The sequence below is a fragment of the Rhodocytophaga rosea genome, from assembly GCF_010119975.1.
Lineage (GTDB): Bacteria > Bacteroidota > Bacteroidia > Cytophagales > 172606-1 > Rhodocytophaga > Rhodocytophaga rosea.
Window position 1 is genome coordinate 3,192,108 of sequence record NZ_CP048222.1, and the last position, 21,903, is coordinate 3,214,010.

Below are 21,903 nucleotides of genomic sequence, written 5' to 3' on the forward strand. Positions count from 1 at the left end.
GAGTAAAAGAGTTAATGTGAAAGCATTACTTTAATAGAAGTGCCTAGAAGCTCAAATTCAGCTTAAATCCAAAAGGAATCGTCCAGGGCATTACGTTCTGTAACTCTATCCCTTGCCTGAATCCATTCACCGTATTGCCTTGTGCACCACCGGTAACCTGAAAAGCCCGTTCCGGATCTATCCCAATTTTAGCCGCTGTCCATAGCATAATATTGCGGCTGAACACCGAGATGTTGGCATTGCGTAAGCCCAGGAATCTTGGAATGTCATAGCTCAACGAAATTTCTCTGAGTTTAATAAAAGAGGCATCGAAGGTAATCTGTTTGTTAAAGCTCCAGGGATACATATTGGAGATCGGATAGATATTGGTATTAGCACCTCCCAGATGTTCTTCATATACGCCATCGGCTACTTCAACCACACCAGGAATAAAAGCACCATCATAACCATCATCTACCTGGAATCCGCCAGTTTCCTGGGTATAGCCTCCTACTCTGGGGAAGTTGCCGTTTTGCGGAATAATGTATTTATCCGGATCAGATTTCAGCAGAGCGATCAATTCCTGTTCTGAATAAAGTCCACCAGCGATCAGGTTATCAATTTGCCGTTGCGATTTCCAGTCAGATTCTCCATAACGATAGGTATAGGATTGAAACTCACCGCCTGCCCTCCAGTCGAAGCTGGCACTCAGCGTAAAGCGTTTGTAAGAAAGCGTAGCTTGCATGCCCATCAAAAAATCCGGGTTAAAATTTCCTACTTTCTCTCTGGCATCACGGTCGTTTACGGCAATCCATTCGCCATTTTGATCCAGAATGGGCCAGCGGTAATAGGGAGAATTGGGGTCTTTTACAGTCGCATAACCTCTGCTGTATAGATTGCCTATTTCTTCACCCACTCTGGTGAAAGAGCCGCCGCCATTATCATCCCATAAGGTAACAAACTCCAGACCGTCGGCTAATTCTTCTACTGTTGTGCGGTTTCTGGTAAAGTTTACATTCAGTTCCAGGTTCCATCCATTGCTGTTCCGGATAGGCGTTCCACCCAGGCTAAGTTCCCATCCCCGGCTTGCTAATAAACCTGCATTTACCATGCGGCTGGTATAGCCTGAAGAAGACGGAGACGAAATACTCAGGATCTGATTTTTATTGGTCATGTAATAGTAGGTTCCTTCAAACCGAACCCGATTGTTAAACAGATTCAAATCCATCCCTATTTCCTGTGAAGTAGCAATTTCAGGTTTTAACTGTGCATTGAGCAGGGAAGCTGGTACACCAGTCGTGATCAGGTTTCCCCAGGCACCGGTTTGTAGGGTATTTTGCAATTGATAGGGTTGCGTATCATTCCCTACCTGCGCCCAGCCAGCCCGGAACTTAAGTAAGGATATAGCCTGTGGCAGACCAAATGTATAATTGGCCAGCCAGCTGAGTGAAGCGGAAGGATAAAAATACGAACGGTTGGCAGGCGGCAAAGTACTTGACCAGTCATTACGGGCGGTCAGATCCAGATACAGCATGTCTTTAAAGCCGATAGAAGTCATTCCATAAAGGCTATAAATAGCTTTCTCATTTGTAAAATTACCGGTCGTTAATTTGTCTGCCGGAATATTGGATAAGCGGTATAAGCCCGGCACAATCAGTACCTGGTTGCTGTTTAAGCTGCCAGTATACATATCCCGGTAATTCTGCTTCATATAATTACCGCCTCCGGAAACACTCAGGTCAATACTGCTTATGGTTTTCTTGTAGGTAAGAAGAAAGTCTGCATTGGTTTCGTTGCGGGAAACATCTTGCAGGTGATACCCTCCGCCTCTTACCCGGCTGTAGCTTTGGGGTATTTTGGTTTCCCGGTTTTCAATATAAAAATCATGTGATACCCTGGCAAAAGCAGAAAGTTCCGGGGTAAAATTCCAGTCCAGTTTTAAATTTCCATATACCCGGTCGCGGACAAAACCATTGGTAAGCGCATGTGCCAGGAAATACGGATTGTCGAAAGAAGGATGGGGTGTACGCTGCTGAATTTGTTCTCCCCCAGGCACCCAGTAGTCTTTCAGGTCATTTACATTTACCTGTGGCCAGAAATAAACGGCCTCCACAGGATTTGCCCCCCGGTTACCTGTAGAAGGCCGGCTATTGGAGTTGGACCGGGCAAAATTCAGGTTGGCATTCAGCCGGATATTCTTGGTAATATCATAGGTAGTGGCGGTAGATATGGCATTTCTATACAGATCAGAATTAGGAATCAACCCTTTATTGATCATATTATTCAGCGAAAGCCGGAAGGTGGCTTTTTCTGTTGAACCAGTAAGGGCTATATTGTTGGTAGAGGTGATCCCGGTCTGAAGGAAATTTTTCATATTATCCTTGTACGACCTGAGTTCTGTAGGTATTTTGTTGCCGTTTGCATCCAGCGGACTATTCCATTGTGGTTCCATATTGCCTGCATTCAATTGTGGACCTGCCCAGTAGGCGGAACCTTCATCGAAGGTATTATTTCTCTCGCCATTGGCATAGTTATAATGAAAATCCAGGTACTCCACGGGTTTTTCAAACACGTTGCTGGTAGAAAAAGTAATTCCGAGCGGCTGTCCTCTTTTGCCTTTTTTCATAGTAATCAGGATTACCCCATTACCTGCCCTGGAACCATATAAAGCAGCGGCGCTAGGTCCTTTCAATACCGATACACTTTCAATATCATCCGGATTCAGGTCCGTAATCGCATTGCCATAATCTACCTCATTGCGGTCGCCCATCACCCGGAAGTTGTTGAGTCCATTGGCTACAGGTACGCCATCAATTACAAACAGCGGCTGGTTATCACTGGATAAGGATTTAGCGCCCCTGATCACCACACTAATGGAAGAACCTACCCCACTGGTCTGGTTGATGGTAACACCTGGTATTTTTGCTGCCATGCCATTAAGTACATTTTCCTGGGCAACTTTGGTAATAGAAGCGCCTTCTACTTTTCCTACCGAATATCCCAGTGACTTTTGTTCCCGCTGAATACCCAAAGCTGTTACAACTACTTCATTCAAATTGCCTACGCTGGGCGATAAGGAGACATTAATAACCGTTCTTCCGTTAACGACCTCTTCTGTGCTATTATAGCCTACATAGGAGAAAATCAGTACGGCCTCTCTATCCGGAACAACAATAGAGTATTCACCATTGATGCCGGTAATGGTACCAGAATTCGTCCCTTTCAGTAAAACATTCACACCTGGAAGGGCTTCACTTCCGTCTTCGGAAGTAACCCGCCCGGTTACGGTAAGATCAGCCTGACCGGCCCACACAGTACTAGTCAGCAGAACAGCAATAAAAAGCGAGCCCAGGTACCTGAGCAAGCTCTTTTTCTGGTAATTTTTCACATTCATAGGGATAGTGGTTAAAAGTGAACGATGGTAAACGTATAAAAAGAGTTGACTTTGTTGAAGTGAAGCCTGGATCAATAAGGAATCTTGAACCTTATCGATCCATAGCTGCTGGATTGATCGTATGCTGCAGGTATTTTTTTGCCTGCAGCATCTGGTTTTTTACAGTACTTACAGAAATATCCATTTCTCTGGCTACTTCTTTATGGCTTTTGCCTTGTTCTATAATTAAAGGAATAATCCTGCCTCGTCTGGGAGGCAATAGTTGCATTACCGTTTCCAGAGAAAATCCACTGTATTCATCCGGAAGCGTTAATAGTTCGCTGAATGCCTGGTAATCGCCTTTTTGTAATAAATCTATCAAGGAATGGTCAGATTCGTTCATGGCTATACTGTTATAGAAACTTAAAAAATGATAAATCAGCCTGAATTTGGTGCTGGCAGTCTGGCAGGATTGCCCAATATGTGTTGATAAAGGTTGTGATAGTTGACAGAAAATGACTGCAAAAGCGCTTACTGCTGATATAGCAGCCATCATCAGACTCAATTATATCATTTTACTGCTATAGAAGCGTATTACATCTCCCACACACGACTTGTCGATGAATTAAATTTAGGGATTCTGCACTGGGTGATATGCGCTTTTTACGTTAACCTATACAGATTTTGCGCAAACTGATGGTATATCTGCGGGAATATTGCTATGTAAGGAGAGGAGATAGAAATTATTGAGCGTTACTATAGAAAAACAACATCCGCAACTGGGCATACAGCAGAATTGAAATCTCTTGGTTGATTGCGAATTTATGCGTTTGTATAGAAACAATAATCCCTGTTTTTTGTTGCCGAAAAGGGTAAAATTTTATAAATGTTTGATTCTGTTCTCGTAGCGCAGATACAGTTCTTCATTACTATACCCATCAATATTCTGGCTAAAGTAGACAGGTAGTTTACAACCTTTGCTGGCAACTATTTTCATGGCTTCGGTAGCGATGGCGTTCACAATAAAAATACCCGATAACGAAGATGCCGGACCCGCCAGCGAACCATCAATACGCATCAGGCCATCGCCGGAGGGAACACAATTATCAATTACCAGGTTTGCCAGTTCATATAGCTTTTTGCCGGAATCATGCCTGGAAGGATATTGCCGGGATTGCTCCAGAGAAGTAATGGCTATCACGGGAATGCCTTCTTTTCTTGCCCGCATGGCCATTTCAATGGGCATGGCATTCCGGCCAGAATTCGAGATCACGACCATAATATCACCTGGCTGAATGGCATATTTTTCCCATAAAATGTCTGATAATCCACTTACCCGTTCAATTGCAGCGCCTCTTCTGGCACCACTTACTGATACAACCAGATCGTCCATAATAGTATTCACATTGGCCAGCCCACTGGCTCTGGTAAACAGTTCCAACCCAATCATCTGGGAATGCCCGGTTCCGAAGGTATGAATGATCTTATCCTGAATTATGGCCTCAGCAAATAAATAGGCTGCCTTTTGTATGTTTTCAGTTTGAGTGGCTGTTATTTTTTGTATTTGTTCTATGGATTTTTGGGCGTATTCCAGCATAGTCTTGTGTAAAGTTGGGGTTACAGGTTGTGAATAAGTGTGCTTCGAATTTAATATTTTCTTGACTCCATACGCCGTCTTACTTTTATTTTGCTTGCTCAAAATAAAAGTAACAAAACATTTGTGAGGCGAGAGCCTAAGCAAACCAACGTAGTTGTGGCAGCACCAATAGAGACTTTTTTCGCGCCAGATAAAATCATCACACACCCTCCGGCTTACCCACAGGCCAAAAAAGTCCGCGCTATTGCTGCACCACCAGCCGCACTCTTTCTTTGTCTACTATCAATGTAAAATTTGTAGGTTTACTATCCTTCGTTAATGATATACAATAATTTATGGCTGTTATGTTTAAGCTCTATAAACCTTAAATTCCCTGTCCATATCCTTTGTCCTGTAAAGCGGCATCGGCAGAACTAAAGGCAAATCTCTCTTTGAAATTAATTAACTCCTGTTTCAGATTGGAATCTGGAAGCTGAATATATTGGTGTAATTTTGTTTCCGGACTGATTCTGATTTCTTTCATGCTCAGGTGCTGGTTGATAAAGATAAATTCCAGAGATGGGAAAATTTCTTTGAACACATCTATCAGGTCGAGCACCTGTATATTTTTGTCAGTAAGGTTGTATATACCTGCCGGAACATCCTGGGTAAGCAATTGCCCCAACGCACTTACCAGTTTGTCGATATGGATAAAAGAGCGGGTTTGTTTACCATTGCCATGAATAGAGAGGCGGTTATTAAAGTTGGCATCAAACATAAAGCGGTTAATTACGGTATCGAACCGCATGCTGGGGCTATAGCCATATACATTGCCGCAACGCAGGGTAAGTGCATTCATTTTATCGAACAGGCGGTTCACATGCGATTCGCCCCGGAATTTAGAAACCCCATAAAACGTCTCCGGATTAGGCGTACTTTCTTCATTGAGCAATTCCTCCGACGAACCATATACCGAAGAGCTACTGGTAAAAATAAACTTGGCAATATTACTTTCTTCTACCGCATATACCAGTTCGGCTGTACCCCAGTGATTTACCTGCTCATAAAAATGCGAATCTGTATTATCAAAAGGGGTAGTAACTTTAGCCGCCAGATGATACACTACATCTATGCCTTTGAGGTTTTTCCTGAGTTTGCGTGAATCAAGCAGATCGCCCATTACAAACCGGATCTTATGCGTATCCAGCTGATTACCGATAAATAAATTATAATTGCTCCGGCTCAAATTATCGTATACCACGATATAATCTACTTCAGGTAATGATACCAGATGGCGTACCAGTTCTGTTCCGATATAGCCGGCACCTCCGGTAATGAGTACATTCATAGTAAAAAAGTCTTTAGTAGTTGGTCTCTGGTCTTTAGTTTCTGGCAGTCTCTATATTTAAATAAATCCGTTTATAAGATTGCGCCCATTTTATGCATAAAAATGGAATGGAGATGCATCATTTGTAAGAAAATGCTGGCAACCTGTAAAATTAATTTACCTAAAGACGAACGACCAGAGACTAAAGACTGCAAGTAAGCTATTTATTAATTAATTCGGTATGTAAGCCACATTCTGTTTTTTGCAAGCCATACCATCGGCCTTCCCGTTCAAGCATTTCTGCATCAAATTTGCGGGTACAGGGTTCACAGCCGATACTGGAATAGCCCTGTGCTTCTAGCGGATGACGGGGAATATTATGTTCTTTGATATATTGCCAGATCATTTTGCTGTTCCAGTCGAGCATGGGATGAAATCGCAAGGTTCCGTGAGGAGCGGGTTGCTCAATTTTCATTTGTTTACGTACAGCACTCTGGTCAGCACGTACGCCATTAATCCAAACATCGTACTCAGCTAATACGTTATCGAGAGGCTGGACTTTGTTAAGATGGCAGCAAAAATCAGGATCAGAAGTAAAGAGTAATTTACCGGCAGCATCTTTTTGTAAATGTTTAGAGGTACCCGAATGTAAATCAATTAAATTTAAACCCAGGAGTTCTGTGATCTGGTCACGGTACACAATCGTTTCAGGAAAATGAAAGCCTGTATTAATAAAGTAAATAGGAATAGAGCGGTCGATACGGCTCAGAATGTGCAGCAATACAATGCTATGCGTTTGAAAAGAAGAAGTGGAGAAAAGCCGCAAGCCTTTTTCCTGATACCCTTCAATATATTGGCGGATGAGTGAAGCTTCCAAAGTAAGTGTTTGGGTTTGGTGTAAAAAAGCAAATATATATAAAGTACAATTTAATTGTCCGTGTGGTTCATTAGAATTCCCTTTAATTGTTGTAAGCAGATAGTATGCGTCATACTGGTGTTAGGAAGTACAGCTACCTGGACTCAGGCACAGGTACGGGGAGATACGATACGTACCATACAGGATACCACCAGGAATGCCATGGTGGTTGGAGACAATGAGCTGATAGAATCCATAGAAAAGCAAATCAATGAAGCGGATTCTTCCAGATTTTTTTATGAAAAGCTCAAGCGGACTTTCTCCAAAACGAAAGTAACCAGAGAATTGTACCGGCTGCTATTCCGGGAACCTTATCAGAATATTACTTCCCGGACGGTATCTAAGATGGAAGACCGGTACCGGCGGTATAATGGCAAAATCATTGGTCAGATCGATATTCAAACCCTCGATCCGTTTGGTGCCAGAGTAACTGATACCCTCCGGAGAGCCAGTAACTGGTTTGAACGGGCAGGAAATTCAGTACACGTTTCAACACGCAATTATGTAATACGCAAAAGCTTATTGTTTACAAAAGGTGATCAACTTAATTCATCGGAAATCAGCAATAACGAACGTATCCTCCGCCAGCAATTACCTTTCATCCTGGATGCCCGTATTTTTGTATTACCCCGTATTGAAAATAAAGATACTGTAGATATACTTGTACTTACCCAGGACACCTGGTCTATTTCGGGTAATGTGGGTTTGTCAGGATTGAAAGGGGGAAGCATAAAACTGGACGACCGGAATATTTTTGGGTTTGGGCATGAGTTTCAGAATGGAGTCTCCTACAACTCCGATCCGGAAAGGGGCTGGGGGTATAGGGGTTTGTACCGGGTGCCTTTTATCGGTAAAACCTTCATTACCGGAGAACTGAGCTATATAAATGAATGGAACCAGAATATTTATGGCCTAAAGCTCCGGCGGGATTTCCTTACACCTACTACTAAATATGCCGGTGGACTTGAAGTGAGTAATACCCGTTTGCTCCGGGATATCATTCCCTTTGGTTCAGATACAGCTATTATCCGGTTTCCGTTTGCCTATACCCTTGCCGATGTATGGCTGGGCCGGTCTTTCCAGATCAAAAAAGGAAGTGCCTCTTTCCGGGAGCGTTCCAGACTTATAGTAGCCGGCAGAATCACCAGCACTGATTATAATGAACGTCCGGAGGTACGACCGGATACCAATCAACTGTACTGGAACCGGATGCTGGTACTGGCAAGCATTGGCATTTCTAACCGGAATTATTTCCGGGATGTGTTGATCTATGGATTTGGACGTACGGAAGATGTGCCCTATGGAATGCTGGTGTCTGTAACTGCCGGTACAGAAAGGAATGAATTCGGGAACCGTTTCTATGCCGGCATGAAGTTTTCCAGGGGGAAATTTTTTAATAATTTCGGCTACCTGGTTACTACTATTGATGCTGGCAGCTTTATACGGAACAGAAAATGGGAACAAGGGGTACTACGCTTTGAGGCAAATTATTTTAGCCGGCTGCTGATGCTGCGTACCTGGCGTCTGCGGCAGTTTGTGAATTTGCGCTATACCAAAGGCATCGGCCGTTTCGATACAGAGTTTATTGATATCAGCAGCAATAATGGCATAAGAGGAATAGGAAGCAATGCATTGAGAGGGGCTAAAAGTGTGGTTCTCAACCTGGAAACTGTGTTTTTTACGCCTATTAACCTCCTTGGTTTTCAGATGGCTACCTTTGCTTATGGCGATCTGGGTTTTATCACACCATCGGGAACTAACTTATTTGCGGGCAGTTTATTTCAGGGGTATGGCATTGGGTTCCGGTTCAGAAATGAGAACCTGACATTTAATACTTTCCAGATCCGCCTGGGCTTCTATCCGAATATTCCGGGCAATAATGCCATTTTCCGTACCCAATTCTCAGGTATACCCAGCATACGGCTCAGCGATTTTGACATTAAAGCGCCTGATATTGTCAACTTCGGCAGGCGATAAGCATGGTCCTGTTTAAAAATATAAGCTGAACGTACTGCCCTTGTCTTTCTGCGATTGCACCGAAATATTCCCTTTATGCAGCAGCATAATCTGTTTGCACAAACTTAAACCAATACCCGAACCTTGCTTCTTGGTAGTAAAAAATGGAATGAAAATGTGCTGCTGTACTTCCTCACTAATACCTGCCCCATTATCAGTTACCTGAATGATTATCTGGTTTTTACTGGTTTTTCCGGCAATTAGTTCAATGACTGGATTTTCTCTACCCTGCACGGCATCAACTGCATTCATCACCAGATTAATTAATACCTGTTCGAGCAGGTCTAAATCAGTTTGCAGATGCAGGTCTGGATCGGTAAATATACGTTCTAAACGAATGCCTTTTTTATCTATACCTGGCTTCAGTAGTGTATAAATGCGCGAAAACAATTCTTCAACTTGTACTTCCCGAAAGGTGGGTGTAAGGGTTTGTGTCAGGCTGGAATAGGCTTTTACAAAACTTACCAGACCTTTACTTCTGGATTCTATGGTTTGTAAGCTATTACGGATATCGGAAGCATCTTCTTCAGAGAGTTGTGCGAAAGTATTTGGCTGTACCTGGCTCTCTGTCAGTAAGCCATTGATAACGGAAGTTAAGGTAGCAATCGGAATCACAGAGTTCATGATTTCATGTGTAAGTACCCGGATCAGTTTCTGCCACGATTCCACTTCCTGTGCCTCCAGTTCGCTCCGGATATCATGAAAGGAAACAAGCTTATAGTATTTTTGCTGTAACCTGAATGCACTTGCCTGTACTGATAAATTCATCAGACTTCCATTCAGCTGCACTTTTATCAAATCTTTCTTACCAGGAAGCAGATGCCGGATCATTTCCGGTAATTCCGGATGGATATAACTTAAGCTCTGGATATTTTTCAGATAGGGTTTGCCAAACAACGAATGTCCAGCCTCATTGATTAACTGGATTTCTTCCCGGTCATCAAAACAGATGAGTGCTACATTTACGTGTTCTACAATGGTTTGCAGGTATTGGTAATTAAACTCTTTCTCGCTGCGCAGTTGCTGAAATACCTTCAGGATTTCCTGATACGCCCGTTTCAATTCATCCTGCGAACGTTCGCCACTTACCGGATAGACGGTTGAAAAATCACTCTGGCGGATGGAAAGCAGAAAATTACTCAGGTCTTTGTGCGAGCGTTCGATATAGCGGATCAGTTCGAAAATAAGTATAAGGGCAAGTAAAATAATCCAGAGGGAAACCAGCCAGAAATAGGTTTGGGTTGCTACATAAATAGCCATAAATCCTGCTGTCAGAATGAGCAGAATACGGATAATTACATTGATCCGGAAGTTTTTATAGATCACAGACTGGAACTGAAATTAAGCAAACAAATAGGACGAGACTCTGAAATTATTATGCTAATATAAACATACCTTCTTTTACCAACATTCTCGGAAATAAATCCGCTATGAATCTGTTAATATCTCACAAAATTTTGAATCCCCGCTAACTCTATATTAATTTCCTAAATCCGTGTAATCCAGATACCTGGCAAACTATAATACTTTAAACTCTATCCGGCGGTTGAGCCGGCGGTTTTTATCCGAAGTATTGGGTACAAAAAACTGGGTTTCACCATATCCTGCAAAGGTGAGTCTGGAAGCAGGCACGCCAGCTTTGATCAGGTAATCATATACATTCCGAGCCCGTTTCAGCGAAAGTTCTTTGTTGTCCTCATCTTTTCCCACATCATCGGTATGTCCGGAAATCTCCAGGCGAATATTTTTGTATTCGTTCATAAAGCCGATTAGTTTGTCAAGCTCCGTTTTCGACTTTTGTTCAAGGGTATATTCGCCGGTGGCAAAGAATAAATTATTCAGAATATCTTTGGCGCCAGTTTTTACAGGTTCCAGGTAAATATCGAGCGTTACCGATTCAGTTTCCTTTTTCTGGTCATAATCAAAGTATAAGCTTTTAAACAGATACCCATCTTTATTAATATATAAGGCATACGAAGAACCTTCTGTCAGTACGGTGAGGTATTCACCAGTCTTGCGGTCAGATTGCATCAGGGCATCGAGTTTGCCGGAAGCCAAGTTGAAAAGTTCGATTTTTGCACCCAGTTTCTGTTTGGTTTTGGCATCATACACGGTCCCTTTCAGGTAATCACTTTTGCGCTGTACAGCAATCTGCTGGGGAATTTCAAACTCATGTAATACGCTGCTGAGGTATTTTTTACCCATCTTTTCTTCATGAGAATAATATCCACGGCGGCCATCGGCGGTTACAAACAGCGAAACCTGGTCGTCATAGGTGTTAATCGGGTATCCCAGATTCTTGGCAAGCGCCCATTTTCCGTCTTCCTTTTCCGCGTAAAACAGATCATATCCGCCTAAACCCAGATGTCCTCTGGAAGAGAAAAACAAGGTAGTTCCATTGGCATGAATAAAAGGCGAAAGGTCGTCGTCAGTAGAATTTACGCTTGGTCCCAGGTTTACGGCTTGTCCCCATCCACCATCTTCACCCAGTTCGCTCATCCAGATATCCCGTTTGCCATAGCCGCCCCGTTTGTCGGAAACAAAATAAATGGTACGTCCGTCGGCAGACAAAGCTGGCTGTGATTCCCAGGCAATAGAATTGATTTTTCCACCCAGATTAATAGGCATAGTCCATTCGTTGCCGGTTTTATAGGTTACAAACAGATCGCAGCTCCCGAAATTCTCCCTACCCTGGCAGGAAGTAAATACCAGTGTTCGTCCATCAGCAGAAATGCTGCATGTGCCCTCATTTTCAGGGGTATTGATATTTTCCGCCAAAGGAACCGGATCACTCCAGCCTTCGCCGTTCCTATAACTGATGTATAAATCCTCGTCATTATCGGTAGGTAAGGTATCGCGGGCGGTATAAATAAGGGTTTGCTGGTCGGCAGTGAGTACCGGAAAATATTGTAAGGCAAAACGGTTCACGTTTTTGGGCAATGGCTGCGGACGGAAAGACAAAGGATTGGCAATCGCTTCTCTGGCAAACTTGCAGGTGGCAATCGCCTTATTAGCTTCGGCTACCTGCGGCGCCCGGCCTGGTTTTAAGTTCAGAAATTCATTAAAATAGTTTTCTGCCTGATCGTATTTACCCCGCTGCAAAGCATAATGTCCCAAGGTATAATACGCACCCACAAACGGACGGTGTTTCGGCTTGATCTCTATGGTTTTCTCATAATGATACTGTACCTGCTTTTCGTCCTGAAGAATTTCATAGAGGCTACCCAAACGGAAATGTGCTTCTGCAAACTGAGGTTCTTTTTCGATAGCCTTTTGCAATACAGCAACGGCCTGATCAAATTTGCGGTTGGCAGCCAGTATTTCTGACTGGGCATAATATTTCCGGGCTTTCTCCGAAATGTGCGACAGATCATTAGGGTGTTGTGCAGAAGCTATTAAACTGGCTATACACAGAAAAAAGACAATTAAAATATGTTTGTACATATCGATTTGTAAAATTTATTCCGGAAAACAGGCTTACCAGATTTCTGTTCGTTTAAATGTACGGAGAAAATCACGTTGCTATTTCTATTTTTTCCATTCATTTCATACATTACCCTTCCAGATTAGACGCTTTAGGCGTCAATATACACGGCTCACTATCTGCTTTTTCTTCATCTCAGCAAACAATGTCTGCCATTCATGGTTGATTAACAACAAGCTTTAAAGATTGGGTCAAACGTATACTGGTAAACAATACTTTCGCCCTTTATTGTTTCCGTATGATGGAATACTTCATTTAAGGTTACGGATAACAGAACTGTTATCAAGAGAAAATATTACGGATATTTTGTTCTCAAATTCGGTCAAAGAGGTTCATGAGAGGTTTTCACTCACGAACATAACTTATTCAAATTTCTTACATTGTTATGATGGCTAAAAAAATTATAATGCTCCTTTTACTCACCGGCCTGTATTTCACAGCCCTTGCCCAATCGCCTGAACTGACAGCATTCAACGAAAGCCGCTTACAGATCAACAAAATAGGCATGCTTACCCTGGGTAGCTGGGCACTAGGTAATATGGGTACAGCCGCTTTTGCCATAGGAAGGGCATCTGGCAGCAACAAGTATTTTCACCAGATGAACCTGTATTGGAATGTAGTAAACCTGGCTCTGGCAGGCTTTGGTTATTATGGAGCCGTTTCAGGAAAGGCTGGTTCTTACGATTTATTCCATTCCATAAAAGAACAATATGGCATGGAAAAGATATTACTATTCAATGCCGGATTGGATGTGGGCTATATGCTGGGAGGCTTGTACCTGATAGAGCGAGGTAAAAACAATATTAACAAGCCGGATCTTTTTAAAGGATTCGGGCAATCTATACTTATGCAAGGGGGCTTTTTGTTTCTGTTTGACCTCAGTATGTATCTGATTCACCACAGCCAGGAGAATAATCTTAGAAACCTGATCGATAATGTATCCTTCCAGGGAAATGCCATTCAAATCGTATTATACTTTTAACAAAAAGGCTGCATTTTTTTAAATTATACCCTCAAAAATTAACTTTTTTCTTCAAAAGTTACATTTATCATAACACTAATATTTGCTCTGTAAAAAATAAATAGAGAATTATATAAAAAAAATAATATTTTTTATAACTTTTTTATGTATTATTAATTGTATTTTATAATTTTGTGAATAAATTGTATTAAAATTTGACAATTCGCCTATGTATGCTTCACATCAGTTAACAATTCCTAAAGAAATATCATTAAATGATACCCATAGTGAATTAACCATTAGAAAGAAATGGTTCGAATATGGGCGTTTGCTTCAACTGGCATTTGCAATTATTTTTAACAGTTGTATAGGTTTTTTCATATATACGCTTGCCCAATACGATACCAATGTGCGGATTTTTGTGGCCGGTATTATTGCCGTTAGTGTGATCGCCTTGTTTTTGCAAGGCCTGGGTTTATGGATGCTTTACCAGGCCATATGCGGCTTGTTCAATACAACGGTGATTAAAGTGGATCATTCTGCTATTTCTATTTATTTTAAACCGCTGCCCTGGTTTGGTGCCAAAACCATTAACCGCCAGGATATTGTACAATTACATGTGTCAGAGAAAGATTATTCAGATGCAGACCTGCAACATGTTTCGTATCAGCTTCAGGTGATTTTAAAAAACAGCGATTCTATCTATTTGCTTAAGCATTTGGAAACACCAGAACAGGCTCAGTTTATCGAAGAAAAGATAGAACAATACCTGTTTGATGTTCCTACCACAACAGAAAACAACGAAGAGGATACCCAGGAAAACAAAAATTAAGGATTTCAGAATAGTCTTTCACGGTATCATTATTTGCCATATGAAGCGTAATCTTTTTTGATTACGCTTTTTTTTGAAGGCACCACTATACGGATAGTTGGCATCTTCCATATTTCCATAGTCAGGAGATACCCAGCTTATACCTTACACGATTGCCATAAAAGAATGCCATATTTTGTATACGCTAACTTTTTGTTTGAACCATATAATTATTTATGTTTAATGCGGAGGTAGCAAGAGAAATCGTGCATGTTTAGATTTATTGATAGCTGTGAAGCAGTAGAACGATTGATTCATCCGTTACCAATCAGTTTTGGAAGATGCGATTATCGCAGTTTTTATTAGCTTGATTGTGAACGGAATTAACGCTATTTTTCTGCATCATCCGGATGAACAGGACGGTGCTGTAGGTGATAGTGAACGGACTTACCAGCCTGATAGCTATTTCTGCACCACTGGCCAGAATGTTTAAATTGATTTATTGGATGTCATTAGCGGAATTATTAGTTTTTTTTGTGATCACCAGATGGGCTGTTGATTTGATCAAAGGCTCAGGCAGCGAATTCATAGAATTTACAGGCAAGCTTTAATACGACTATTGTAAACGCTTATCATTACTCCATATATCTCTCGAAATATACTTGAATCTGTTTACTCATAGATTATATGACATACTGTTTAGGAATAAAAGTAAAGGAAGGACTGGTAGCTATTGCAGATACACGAATTACCTCTGGTACAGAAACTACTGTAAAAAAGAAAATTTTTATTGAACAAAAAGACAAACATGTACTCTTTATCATGACCAGTGGGTTACGGTCGGTACGGGATAAAGCCATTACCTATTACCAGGATATGGTAGATGAAGGAATGGTGTTTAATAAACTATATAAAGCGGTAAATGCCTTTGGCGAACAAGTACGCAGGGTAGCGCAAGAAGATGGACATGCCTTAGAAAAGGCTGGCCTGAGATTCAACCTGAATACCATCATTGGCGGCCAGCTCCGTGACGACGACGAACATAAATTATATCTGCTTTATCCGGAAGGAAACTGGGTGGAATTAGACCAGGGTTCGCCCTTTGTGATTATCGGAAATTCGGGCTATGGAAAGCCTATTCTTAACCGTACACTCAATAGTAATTCCAGTATGGAACTGGCGCTCAAAACCGGATTTCTTTCCTTCGATTCTACCAGAGTGAGTTCTAATGATGTGGAATTTCCTATTGATGTAATTATGTATAGAAAAGATAGTTTTCTGATGGTAGAACACCGCTACGAAAAATCAGATCTGGAGAAAATATCTTCTTTATGGGCAGAAGAATTAAAAGCTGCTTTGAAGCAAATACCAGAAGAATGGATGGAATCTGTACTTAAAAAATTGCCTAATGAGGTTCCTGAAGGATAATACTAAATAGTTGTTGGTTATTCGTTGCTAGTTATTAGCAAAATGTTTGATAGTTAAACTATTGAAGATCATAAATTACGTAACATCAATTTTGAATAGTGTAAAACACTTCAACAGAAAATCCCTCTTACAGCAGAGGGATTTTCTGTTGGTATAACCTTGTGTGAGTTATCTTACTTTGCTGCCAGCAATACAATAGAATAGGGTGAGTTTAGGCTGATCTTTCCTTCTGTTACGGTGGCTGTCTGGCCGGAATAATAGTCCTTTACCTGCACTCCATTCTGGAATACATCAAATGCACTGATGGATTTGTTTCCGGAAGGGGCATTAAGCGCTACAAGTACCTGGTCATTGTAGTTATCTTTGGCGTAACTTCTGGAAAATACATAGGGTGCATCCTGTAATTTTTTGTGTCTTCCATCTCCTACTGCAATATGATCCCGGCGGAAGCGGCTCAATTTCGACCAATGCTCAAAAGTGGATTTCGCTACAGAATCCTTTTCATATTGTTCCCAGTTCATAAACGAACGCAGATTCGCATCGCCTTGTGCCCCTTCAATCACCAGCGGACGGGCGGTTTCGTCGCCATAATATACCTGGGCAGCACCGCTGGAAAGTAATAGTTTTGTTCCTGCATCCAGCCGGTATTGCCGCGTTTTGTCGAAAGGGTCGCCATCGTCGTGGGAACTGAGGTAATTGAGTACATTTAGGCCTTCCAGAGTGCCGCCATGCAATACCGTATCATACTTCACAAACAGGGAATCATAACTGCGCCGGGCATCATATTTAAAACCAAAATTTATTAATGATTCAAAACCATTTGCAAAAAAATCTACTTTGCGGTCGCCGTAGTCATATAAGTGACTTCCTCCAGCACCAAACCCATATACTTCGGCTACCATAAAAAAGCTGTTATCATCTAACTGCTTGGCGGGGTTTTGCTTTTTCCAGTCTTCAAAGGCTTTGGCCGCTTCTTTTTTCAGTTCTGCCCAGATGCCAGCCTCTGTATGTTTGGCCGTATCTACCCGGAAACCATCTACCCCATATTTGCGCACATAATCAGTAAGCCATTTAATAATGTAAAAACGAGCTGCTCGGGGATAACCGGTAGTTTTAAAAAATTCATCCAGTTCTTTCATTTCCTGTTCCAGACGGCCTTCTTTCTGCCATTTCTGCTTCAAAGCTTCCGGCAACTCTACTATTGTATTGCTTTCTGTATGAATATCGGGCAGGTTTTCTACCAGGGTGCAGGAAACAGTAGTTTCGTAACCTTTATAACTACAGATAGGGTCTTCTCTTACCCAGGATTTTGGCCAGACCGGATCTTTATCTGTTACCGGCCCGGTATGATTCATGACTACATCCAGCAGAACACGGATGCCATGCTGGTGAGCAGTTTCTATCATTTCCTCCAGATCTTGCTCGGTGCCAAAATTGGGGTCTAAGGCTGTCCAGTCTTTTGCCCAGTATCCATGATATCCATAGGTAGCGCCGGTGCCTTCATCTGTTTTGCCATGCACTTGCTCTACTACCGGCGTAAGCCAGATAGCGGTAATACCCAGATCATCAAAATACCCATCCTTAATCTTTTGTGTCACTCCTTTTATATCTCCCCCTTCAAATCCCCTGAGTGTGGCAGCTTTACTCGTGCGGTTAAAATTTACATCATTGGCTTTATCGCCGTTATTAAACCGGTCGGTAAGCAGAAAGTAGACCGTAGCATTTCGCCAGGAGAAAGGTGGCTTTTCTTTTTCAGCTGTGGTAGTTGTACTTTCAGCAGCCTGGGATTCTTTTTTTTTGCACTGGCTGAGAAAGACAGCCAGGCAAGTAAAGAGTATAAGTCTTTTCTTCATAAACGGGTAAATTTATACGAATATAAATATTCAAATGATTTATTGCAGGATTCTTCCTGATATTCTGCCCGTTAAAGAAAAAATGTATACGGCATATGATTGATTTCAGCTCTAACAAATAGATCAGTAAGTGATAAACTATAAATATTTATTTAAAAATGGATGCGGTAGCCGAAGTAAGGCACTATCCCGATTTGATACAATGTGTCTATACTTTCCGTCTGTGGGTTCCAGTATTGCTCCAGTATATTTCTTGCCCTGAAAAGATTATCTGCGGCAATAAATACATTGTGTGTGGCTTTAGGCAGATTCACGTTGTAAGAAATGCGGAAATCGAAACGGAACTGGTCTTTTTGCCTGTGGGCATAGGCGTTTTCAAGATCTAATACCAGGGTTTTGTGTTTCATGGTTGAATCCACATTAACGGGAAGATACCGGCGGCCTCCCTGGTAACTGGCTTTAATGTCTACCGAAAGCACCCGGCGTTTTCCCTCATCCAGTCTGAATTCCCTGCCAGCCAGAAGGTTCGATATATGTCCAACACTAAAACCTGTATGCCGTTCTTTACCATTGACATCTGTATATTTTGATTCAAATAGGGAAGAAGTGACCAGCACATAAAAATCACGATTAAAATACCGTTCAGCTGTAAACTCGATGCCATAGTTTTTACCGGTCCCTTTGCTCACCAGACTATCAGAGAGCCATAAGTTATTATTTCCGCCGGTATTGAGAATAGAAAATATTTCATTGCCTTGTTGCATACTCACCGGCACATCATACAGATACTGGTAATAGGCTTCCGTTTTGAACTGGAGTTTGCCATTAAATTGATGCGTATAACCGGCTACCAAATGATGGCTCTTCATCACTTGTAAATTTGTATTGGGGGTATTATACGTACCAGTTCGTGAATCTCTAAACTGCATCAGGGTATATTGCAATGGCGGAATCTGGCTATGCAGCCCGTAAGCAAGGCTAAATCGCTGGTTCTGGGTAAGCTGGTAGCCGACAGAAAAACGGGGCTCCAGTGTAAATGAATTTTGCATAGCGAACCATTGGGCATATACACCAGTGTTTATCTCCAGTTTTTCAGTTGCCCGGTATTGCCAGTGCAGAAAAGATTGCAGCAAATGTGTATGTCCCCGGTAATTTATAAACCTGAATTCAGTGCTATCATTCTCCCAGAAAGCACCGCTTTGCTTATAGAACATTTGCCGGTAAGTAAATCCACCTTTTAATAAATGTTTAGCACCTTCTTTATGGGTCAAGGTATATGAAGCCAAGTGATGCCCTTCCATTCCGTCGTAAGCTGAATAATAGCGCAAAGTTTGCTTCTGGACCACATCTTTCACTTCTTCAATATACTTGCCGGCAGAGGAAGCAATGGTGAGTTTACCAAAAGTATGTTCGTTGAACAGCCAGGTATGGGAAATTCCGGTCGCATACATGCCGGAAACAGCAATATCGTCTGTCGCATAGCCCGGATTCGACCAGAAACTACTGTCTTTACGGCTTTGGTAATCATTGAGGGTATTATAGCCGCCCATTCCCCAGATGGTAAAAATTCCGGCTTTCTTGGTGGGCAGGTGGATTTTGAATGTTCCGTCTCCAAACCTGGGATTGCCGCCGCCTGTTCCAAGGTCTACTCCCATCTTTTCCAGGGGAGTAAAATCAAACACCCGGATACTGGCTAAGTACGAACTGCTCTTTTTATCAGATAAAGGTCCTTCAGCTACGTATTCTATTCCATTCAAGCCCAGCTGAAATGTATGTTCATGCTTTTCATTATTGCCTTTCCGGAGTTGCACATCCATTACTGAAGAAACCTTATTGCCATATTCCGCAGGAAAAGCACCGGTCAGAAAATCTGAGCTCGCCAGCAGGTTATTATTAATTACACTAAAACCGCCACCAGTATTCGCTACAAAGGTGAAGTGATTCGGATTGATAATGTCTACGCCTTCCATCCGCCATAGCAAACCTCTGGGTGAATTCCCACGCACCACAATATGATTTACCTGCCCATCGCCGGATATAACCCCGGCATAATTTCCGGCCATCCGCAAGGGGTCTTGCCTGGAACCGGCAAAACGGTTAATATCATCAGGCCGAAGGCTGGCTACGCTGGTAAGCACGAGTTCATTATTGGCCCTGGATTTGTCTTTCTGGGCAGTTACTACTACTTCTGCACTTTGTAATACCTGCTCTTCCAGGGAAATAGTGAGTACAGATTCTTTGCCGGAACTTACAATGATATTAGAAATCACCAGATCCTTATAGCCGGTATAGGAAACTTTTAATTCCTGGCGGCCGATGGGTATTTTTTCCAGCCGGAAATTTCCTTCCGCATCTGTAGCAATTCCCCGGAAAGGCTCAGAATTAACTAAAATAATATTTGCTCCCGGCAAAGGCGTTTGCAAAGCTTTGTCGAGCACCACACCCCGGATAGTTTGGGTAAGCTGAAGCTGATGAGGTTTACGATTGGCATCTGTTGATTTTTTAAGTACAATCTGGTTACCTACCTGTTGGTAAGTAATATTTGTCTGGCGGAATAGTTCGTCCAAAGCAGAAGATAGTGACTGGTTTTTAACTCGGACAGTTATCTTCTGGTCTAAAGAAATAAAATCATTTACATAGGAAAAATGAATATTGTATTCTGAAGTCAGGTAGCTGAGTATCTGTGATAGAGGAGTTTGCTTATAATGTAAGGTAATTTTTTTATTTGTTACCTGAGCCTGTATAAAGGCTTGCAGCCCGAGCGACAATACGAGAATGATTGCCCATTTCTTCATAGTTGAGTAACGAATCCTGGCAGTTTCATAGAAACAAAGATACTGAATACGATGCACTTCGAATATTACAGTTTAATGAGCGGCTGTTTTTATATTTGAAAATTTCTTACTTTAGAAATTTACGCCGAATCTATCTCCACCATTATATGTCTGTTAAGCTCAAATGTTCTCTCCTTTTTATATATAGCCTGTTAATTATATCCTTCGCTGCCTGTACTTCTGATCACAAACAAGCTTCTGAGGAGGAACTCCGTAAACAAGCCCAGGAACTGGCTCAGAAATATATTATCACCGATGGCCATATTGACGTTCCTTACCGGCTGAATGCGAAAATGGAAGATGTTTCGGTGCGTACCCAACAAGGGGAGTTCGATTATGTACGCGCAAGAGCAGGCGGGCTGGATGCGCCCTTTATGTCTATTTATGTGGATGCAGTTTACCAGGCTAAGGGTGGTGCCAAAGCTGCCGCTGATTCACTGATAGATCTTGTAGAAAACATAGCCAAAAAGAGTCCCGATAAATTTGCGCTGGCTTATTCAGTAGCAGATGTAGAAAAAAATACTCAGGCGGGAAAAATTTCTTTGCCGATGGGTATGGAAAATGGGGCACCTATCGAAAGTAAGATTGAAAACGTGGATCATTTCTATAAAAGAGGCATCCGGTATATTACCCTGGCACACAGCAAAGATAATTTCATTTGTGATTCCGCCACCGATACCACCCATACCTGGAATGGAGTCAGTCCGCTGGGAGAGCAGATCATTGGGAGGATGAACCAGGTAGGAATAATGGTAGATGTATCTCATATTTCTGACAGCAGTTTTTACGATGTTATGCGCCTTACCAAAGCTCCCGTCATTGCTTCCCATTCTTCCTGCCGGCATTTTACACCAGATCAAACCCGCAATATGACAGACGATATGATCCGGAAACTAGCCGCCAATAAAGGAGTAATCCAGATATGTTTCGGTACCTACTTTCTGAATAATGAATCTATTAAGAATGATAACTATATTAAAAAATGGCTCAAGGAGAATAACATTCAACGGACAGACTCCACAGCAGTAGCTTATATCAAGCAATTTAACGAGGCACACACCGTAACTTCTGATATTTCCCAGGTTGCCGATCATATAGACCATGTCGTAAAACTCGTTGGCATTGAGTATGTAGGTATCGGTTCTGATTTTGATGGTGTAGAGGGTAAACTGGCCAAAGGCCTGGAAGATGTGTCGAAGTATCCTAACCTTATTTACGAATTGCTCAAACGTGGGTATTCTGAAGAAGACATCCGCAAAATCTGTTATACCAATGTGTTCCGGGTATGGTCGGAAGTGGAACGGATAGCTAAAGAGCAGGGTACTTCTAAAGTAGGTTCGTAAGC

The 21,903-nt window shown here is 42.0% G+C and carries 15 protein-coding genes; 6 read left to right on the forward strand and 9 right to left on the reverse strand.

The window, feature by feature from the left end; genetic code table 11:
* Window positions 1-43: 43 nt before the first annotated feature.
* The 5 genes from GXP67_RS13405 to GXP67_RS13425 all read right to left on the reverse strand — a co-directional run bounded on the left by GXP67_RS13405 (window position 44) and on the right by GXP67_RS13425 (window position 7,132).
* Window positions 44-3,373, reverse strand: coding sequence for a SusC/RagA family TonB-linked outer membrane protein (locus GXP67_RS13405; RefSeq protein WP_162443577.1), 3,330 nt, complete (start codon window positions 3,371-3,373; stop codon window positions 44-46).
* A 91-nt stretch (window positions 3,374-3,464) separates the two neighbouring features.
* Complete coding sequence (locus GXP67_RS13410) at window positions 3,465-3,755, reverse strand: sigma factor-like helix-turn-helix DNA-binding protein (RefSeq protein ID WP_162443578.1); 291 nt, start codon at window positions 3,753-3,755, stop codon at window positions 3,465-3,467.
* A gap of 477 nt (window positions 3,756-4,232) precedes the next feature.
* On the reverse strand, window positions 4,233-4,949 hold the full coding sequence (locus tag GXP67_RS13415; RefSeq protein ID WP_162443579.1) for a sugar isomerase domain-containing protein: 717 nt from the start codon (window positions 4,947-4,949) through the stop codon (window positions 4,233-4,235).
* 364 nt (window positions 4,950-5,313) lie between these two features.
* A complete protein-coding gene (locus GXP67_RS13420; protein ID WP_162443580.1) occupies window positions 5,314-6,276 on the reverse strand; it encodes an NAD-dependent epimerase/dehydratase family protein in 963 nt (320 codons plus the stop codon).
* 199 nt (window positions 6,277-6,475) lie between these two features.
* Entirely contained in the window at window positions 6,476-7,132 is a 657-nt protein-coding gene (locus GXP67_RS13425) for a phosphoadenylyl-sulfate reductase (protein WP_162443581.1), read from the reverse strand.
* Window positions 7,133-7,249: 117 nt separating this feature from the next.
* Here GXP67_RS13425 and GXP67_RS13430 point away from each other — a divergent pair, with 117 nt between their 5' ends.
* Entirely contained in the window at window positions 7,250-9,148 is a 1,899-nt protein-coding gene (locus GXP67_RS13430; protein WP_162443582.1) for a BamA/TamA family outer membrane protein, read from the forward strand.
* 12 nt (window positions 9,149-9,160) lie between these two features.
* On the opposite strand, the gene GXP67_RS13435 is transcribed toward GXP67_RS13430, so the two are convergent.
* Window positions 9,161-10,513, reverse strand: coding sequence for a sensor histidine kinase (locus tag GXP67_RS13435; protein WP_162443583.1), 1,353 nt, complete (start codon window positions 10,511-10,513; stop codon window positions 9,161-9,163).
* A 192-nt stretch (window positions 10,514-10,705) separates the two neighbouring features.
* Window positions 10,706-12,631, reverse strand: coding sequence for an OmpA family protein (locus GXP67_RS13440; protein WP_162443584.1), 1,926 nt, complete (start codon window positions 12,629-12,631; stop codon window positions 10,706-10,708).
* 425 nt (window positions 12,632-13,056) lie between these two features.
* On the opposite strand from GXP67_RS13440, the gene GXP67_RS13445 reads away from it, so the two are divergent.
* The 4 genes from GXP67_RS13445 (at window position 13,057) to GXP67_RS13460 (ending at window position 15,871) form a co-directional block, all read left to right on the forward strand.
* A complete protein-coding gene (locus GXP67_RS13445) occupies window positions 13,057-13,653 on the forward strand; it encodes a DUF6992 family protein (protein ID WP_162443585.1) in 597 nt (198 codons plus the stop codon).
* 208 nt (window positions 13,654-13,861) lie between these two features.
* Window positions 13,862-14,464 (forward strand): hypothetical protein, encoded by a 603-nt coding sequence (locus GXP67_RS13450; protein ID WP_162443586.1) that lies wholly within the window; start codon window positions 13,862-13,864, stop codon window positions 14,462-14,464.
* A gap of 313 nt (window positions 14,465-14,777) precedes the next feature.
* A complete protein-coding gene (locus GXP67_RS13455) occupies window positions 14,778-14,936 on the forward strand; it encodes a hypothetical protein (RefSeq protein ID WP_162443587.1) in 159 nt (52 codons plus the stop codon).
* A gap of 194 nt (window positions 14,937-15,130) precedes the next feature.
* Window positions 15,131-15,871 (forward strand): proteasome-type protease, encoded by a 741-nt coding sequence (locus GXP67_RS13460; RefSeq protein WP_162443588.1) that lies wholly within the window; start codon window positions 15,131-15,133, stop codon window positions 15,869-15,871.
* Window positions 15,872-16,044: 173 nt separating this feature from the next.
* Here the strand turns inward: GXP67_RS13460 and GXP67_RS13465 are convergent, their stop codons facing one another.
* Together GXP67_RS13465 and GXP67_RS13470 are read right to left on the reverse strand one after the other, a co-directional pair.
* Window positions 16,045-17,724, reverse strand: coding sequence for an alpha-amylase family glycosyl hydrolase (locus GXP67_RS13465; RefSeq protein ID WP_162443589.1), 1,680 nt, complete (start codon window positions 17,722-17,724; stop codon window positions 16,045-16,047).
* Window positions 17,725-17,876: 152 nt separating this feature from the next.
* A complete protein-coding gene (locus GXP67_RS13470) occupies window positions 17,877-20,519 on the reverse strand; it encodes a carboxypeptidase-like regulatory domain-containing protein (RefSeq protein ID WP_162443590.1) in 2,643 nt (880 codons plus the stop codon).
* A 146-nt stretch (window positions 20,520-20,665) separates the two neighbouring features.
* On the opposite strand from GXP67_RS13470, the gene GXP67_RS13475 reads away from it, so the two are divergent.
* The gene (locus GXP67_RS13475) at window positions 20,666-21,901 is read left to right on the forward strand and encodes a dipeptidase (RefSeq protein WP_162443591.1); all 1,236 of its coding nucleotides are present in this window, start codon (window positions 20,666-20,668) and stop codon (window positions 21,899-21,901) included.
* The last annotated feature ends 2 nt before the right edge of the window (window positions 21,902-21,903 follow it).

Bases quoted from the DNA above. Each gene is read 5' to 3' on its own strand.
- GXP67_RS13405 (WP_162443577.1), bottom strand. From the start codon at position 3,373: ATGAATGTGAAAAATTACCAGAAAAAGAGCTTGCTCAGGTACCTGGGC.
- GXP67_RS13410 (WP_162443578.1), bottom strand. From the start codon at position 3,755: ATGAACGAATCTGACCATTCCTTGATAGATTTATTACAAAAAGGCGAT.
- GXP67_RS13415 (WP_162443579.1), bottom strand. From the start codon at position 4,949: ATGCTGGAATACGCCCAAAAATCCATAGAACAAATACAAAAAATAACA.
- GXP67_RS13420 (WP_162443580.1), bottom strand. From the start codon at position 6,276: ATGAATGTACTCATTACCGGAGGTGCCGGCTATATCGGAACAGAACTG.
- GXP67_RS13440 (WP_162443584.1), bottom strand. From the start codon at position 12,631: ATGTACAAACATATTTTAATTGTCTTTTTTCTGTGTATAGCCAGTTTA.
- GXP67_RS13445 (WP_162443585.1), top strand. From the start codon at position 13,057: ATGATGGCTAAAAAAATTATAATGCTCCTTTTACTCACCGGCCTGTAT.
- GXP67_RS13450 (WP_162443586.1), top strand. From the start codon at position 13,862: ATGTATGCTTCACATCAGTTAACAATTCCTAAAGAAATATCATTAAAT.
- GXP67_RS13460 (WP_162443588.1), top strand. From the start codon at position 15,131: ATGACATACTGTTTAGGAATAAAAGTAAAGGAAGGACTGGTAGCTATT.
- GXP67_RS13465 (WP_162443589.1), bottom strand. From the start codon at position 17,724: ATGAAGAAAAGACTTATACTCTTTACTTGCCTGGCTGTCTTTCTCAGC.
- GXP67_RS13470 (WP_162443590.1), bottom strand. From the start codon at position 20,519: ATGAAGAAATGGGCAATCATTCTCGTATTGTCGCTCGGGCTGCAAGCC.
- GXP67_RS13475 (WP_162443591.1), top strand. From the start codon at position 20,666: ATGTCTGTTAAGCTCAAATGTTCTCTCCTTTTTATATATAGCCTGTTA.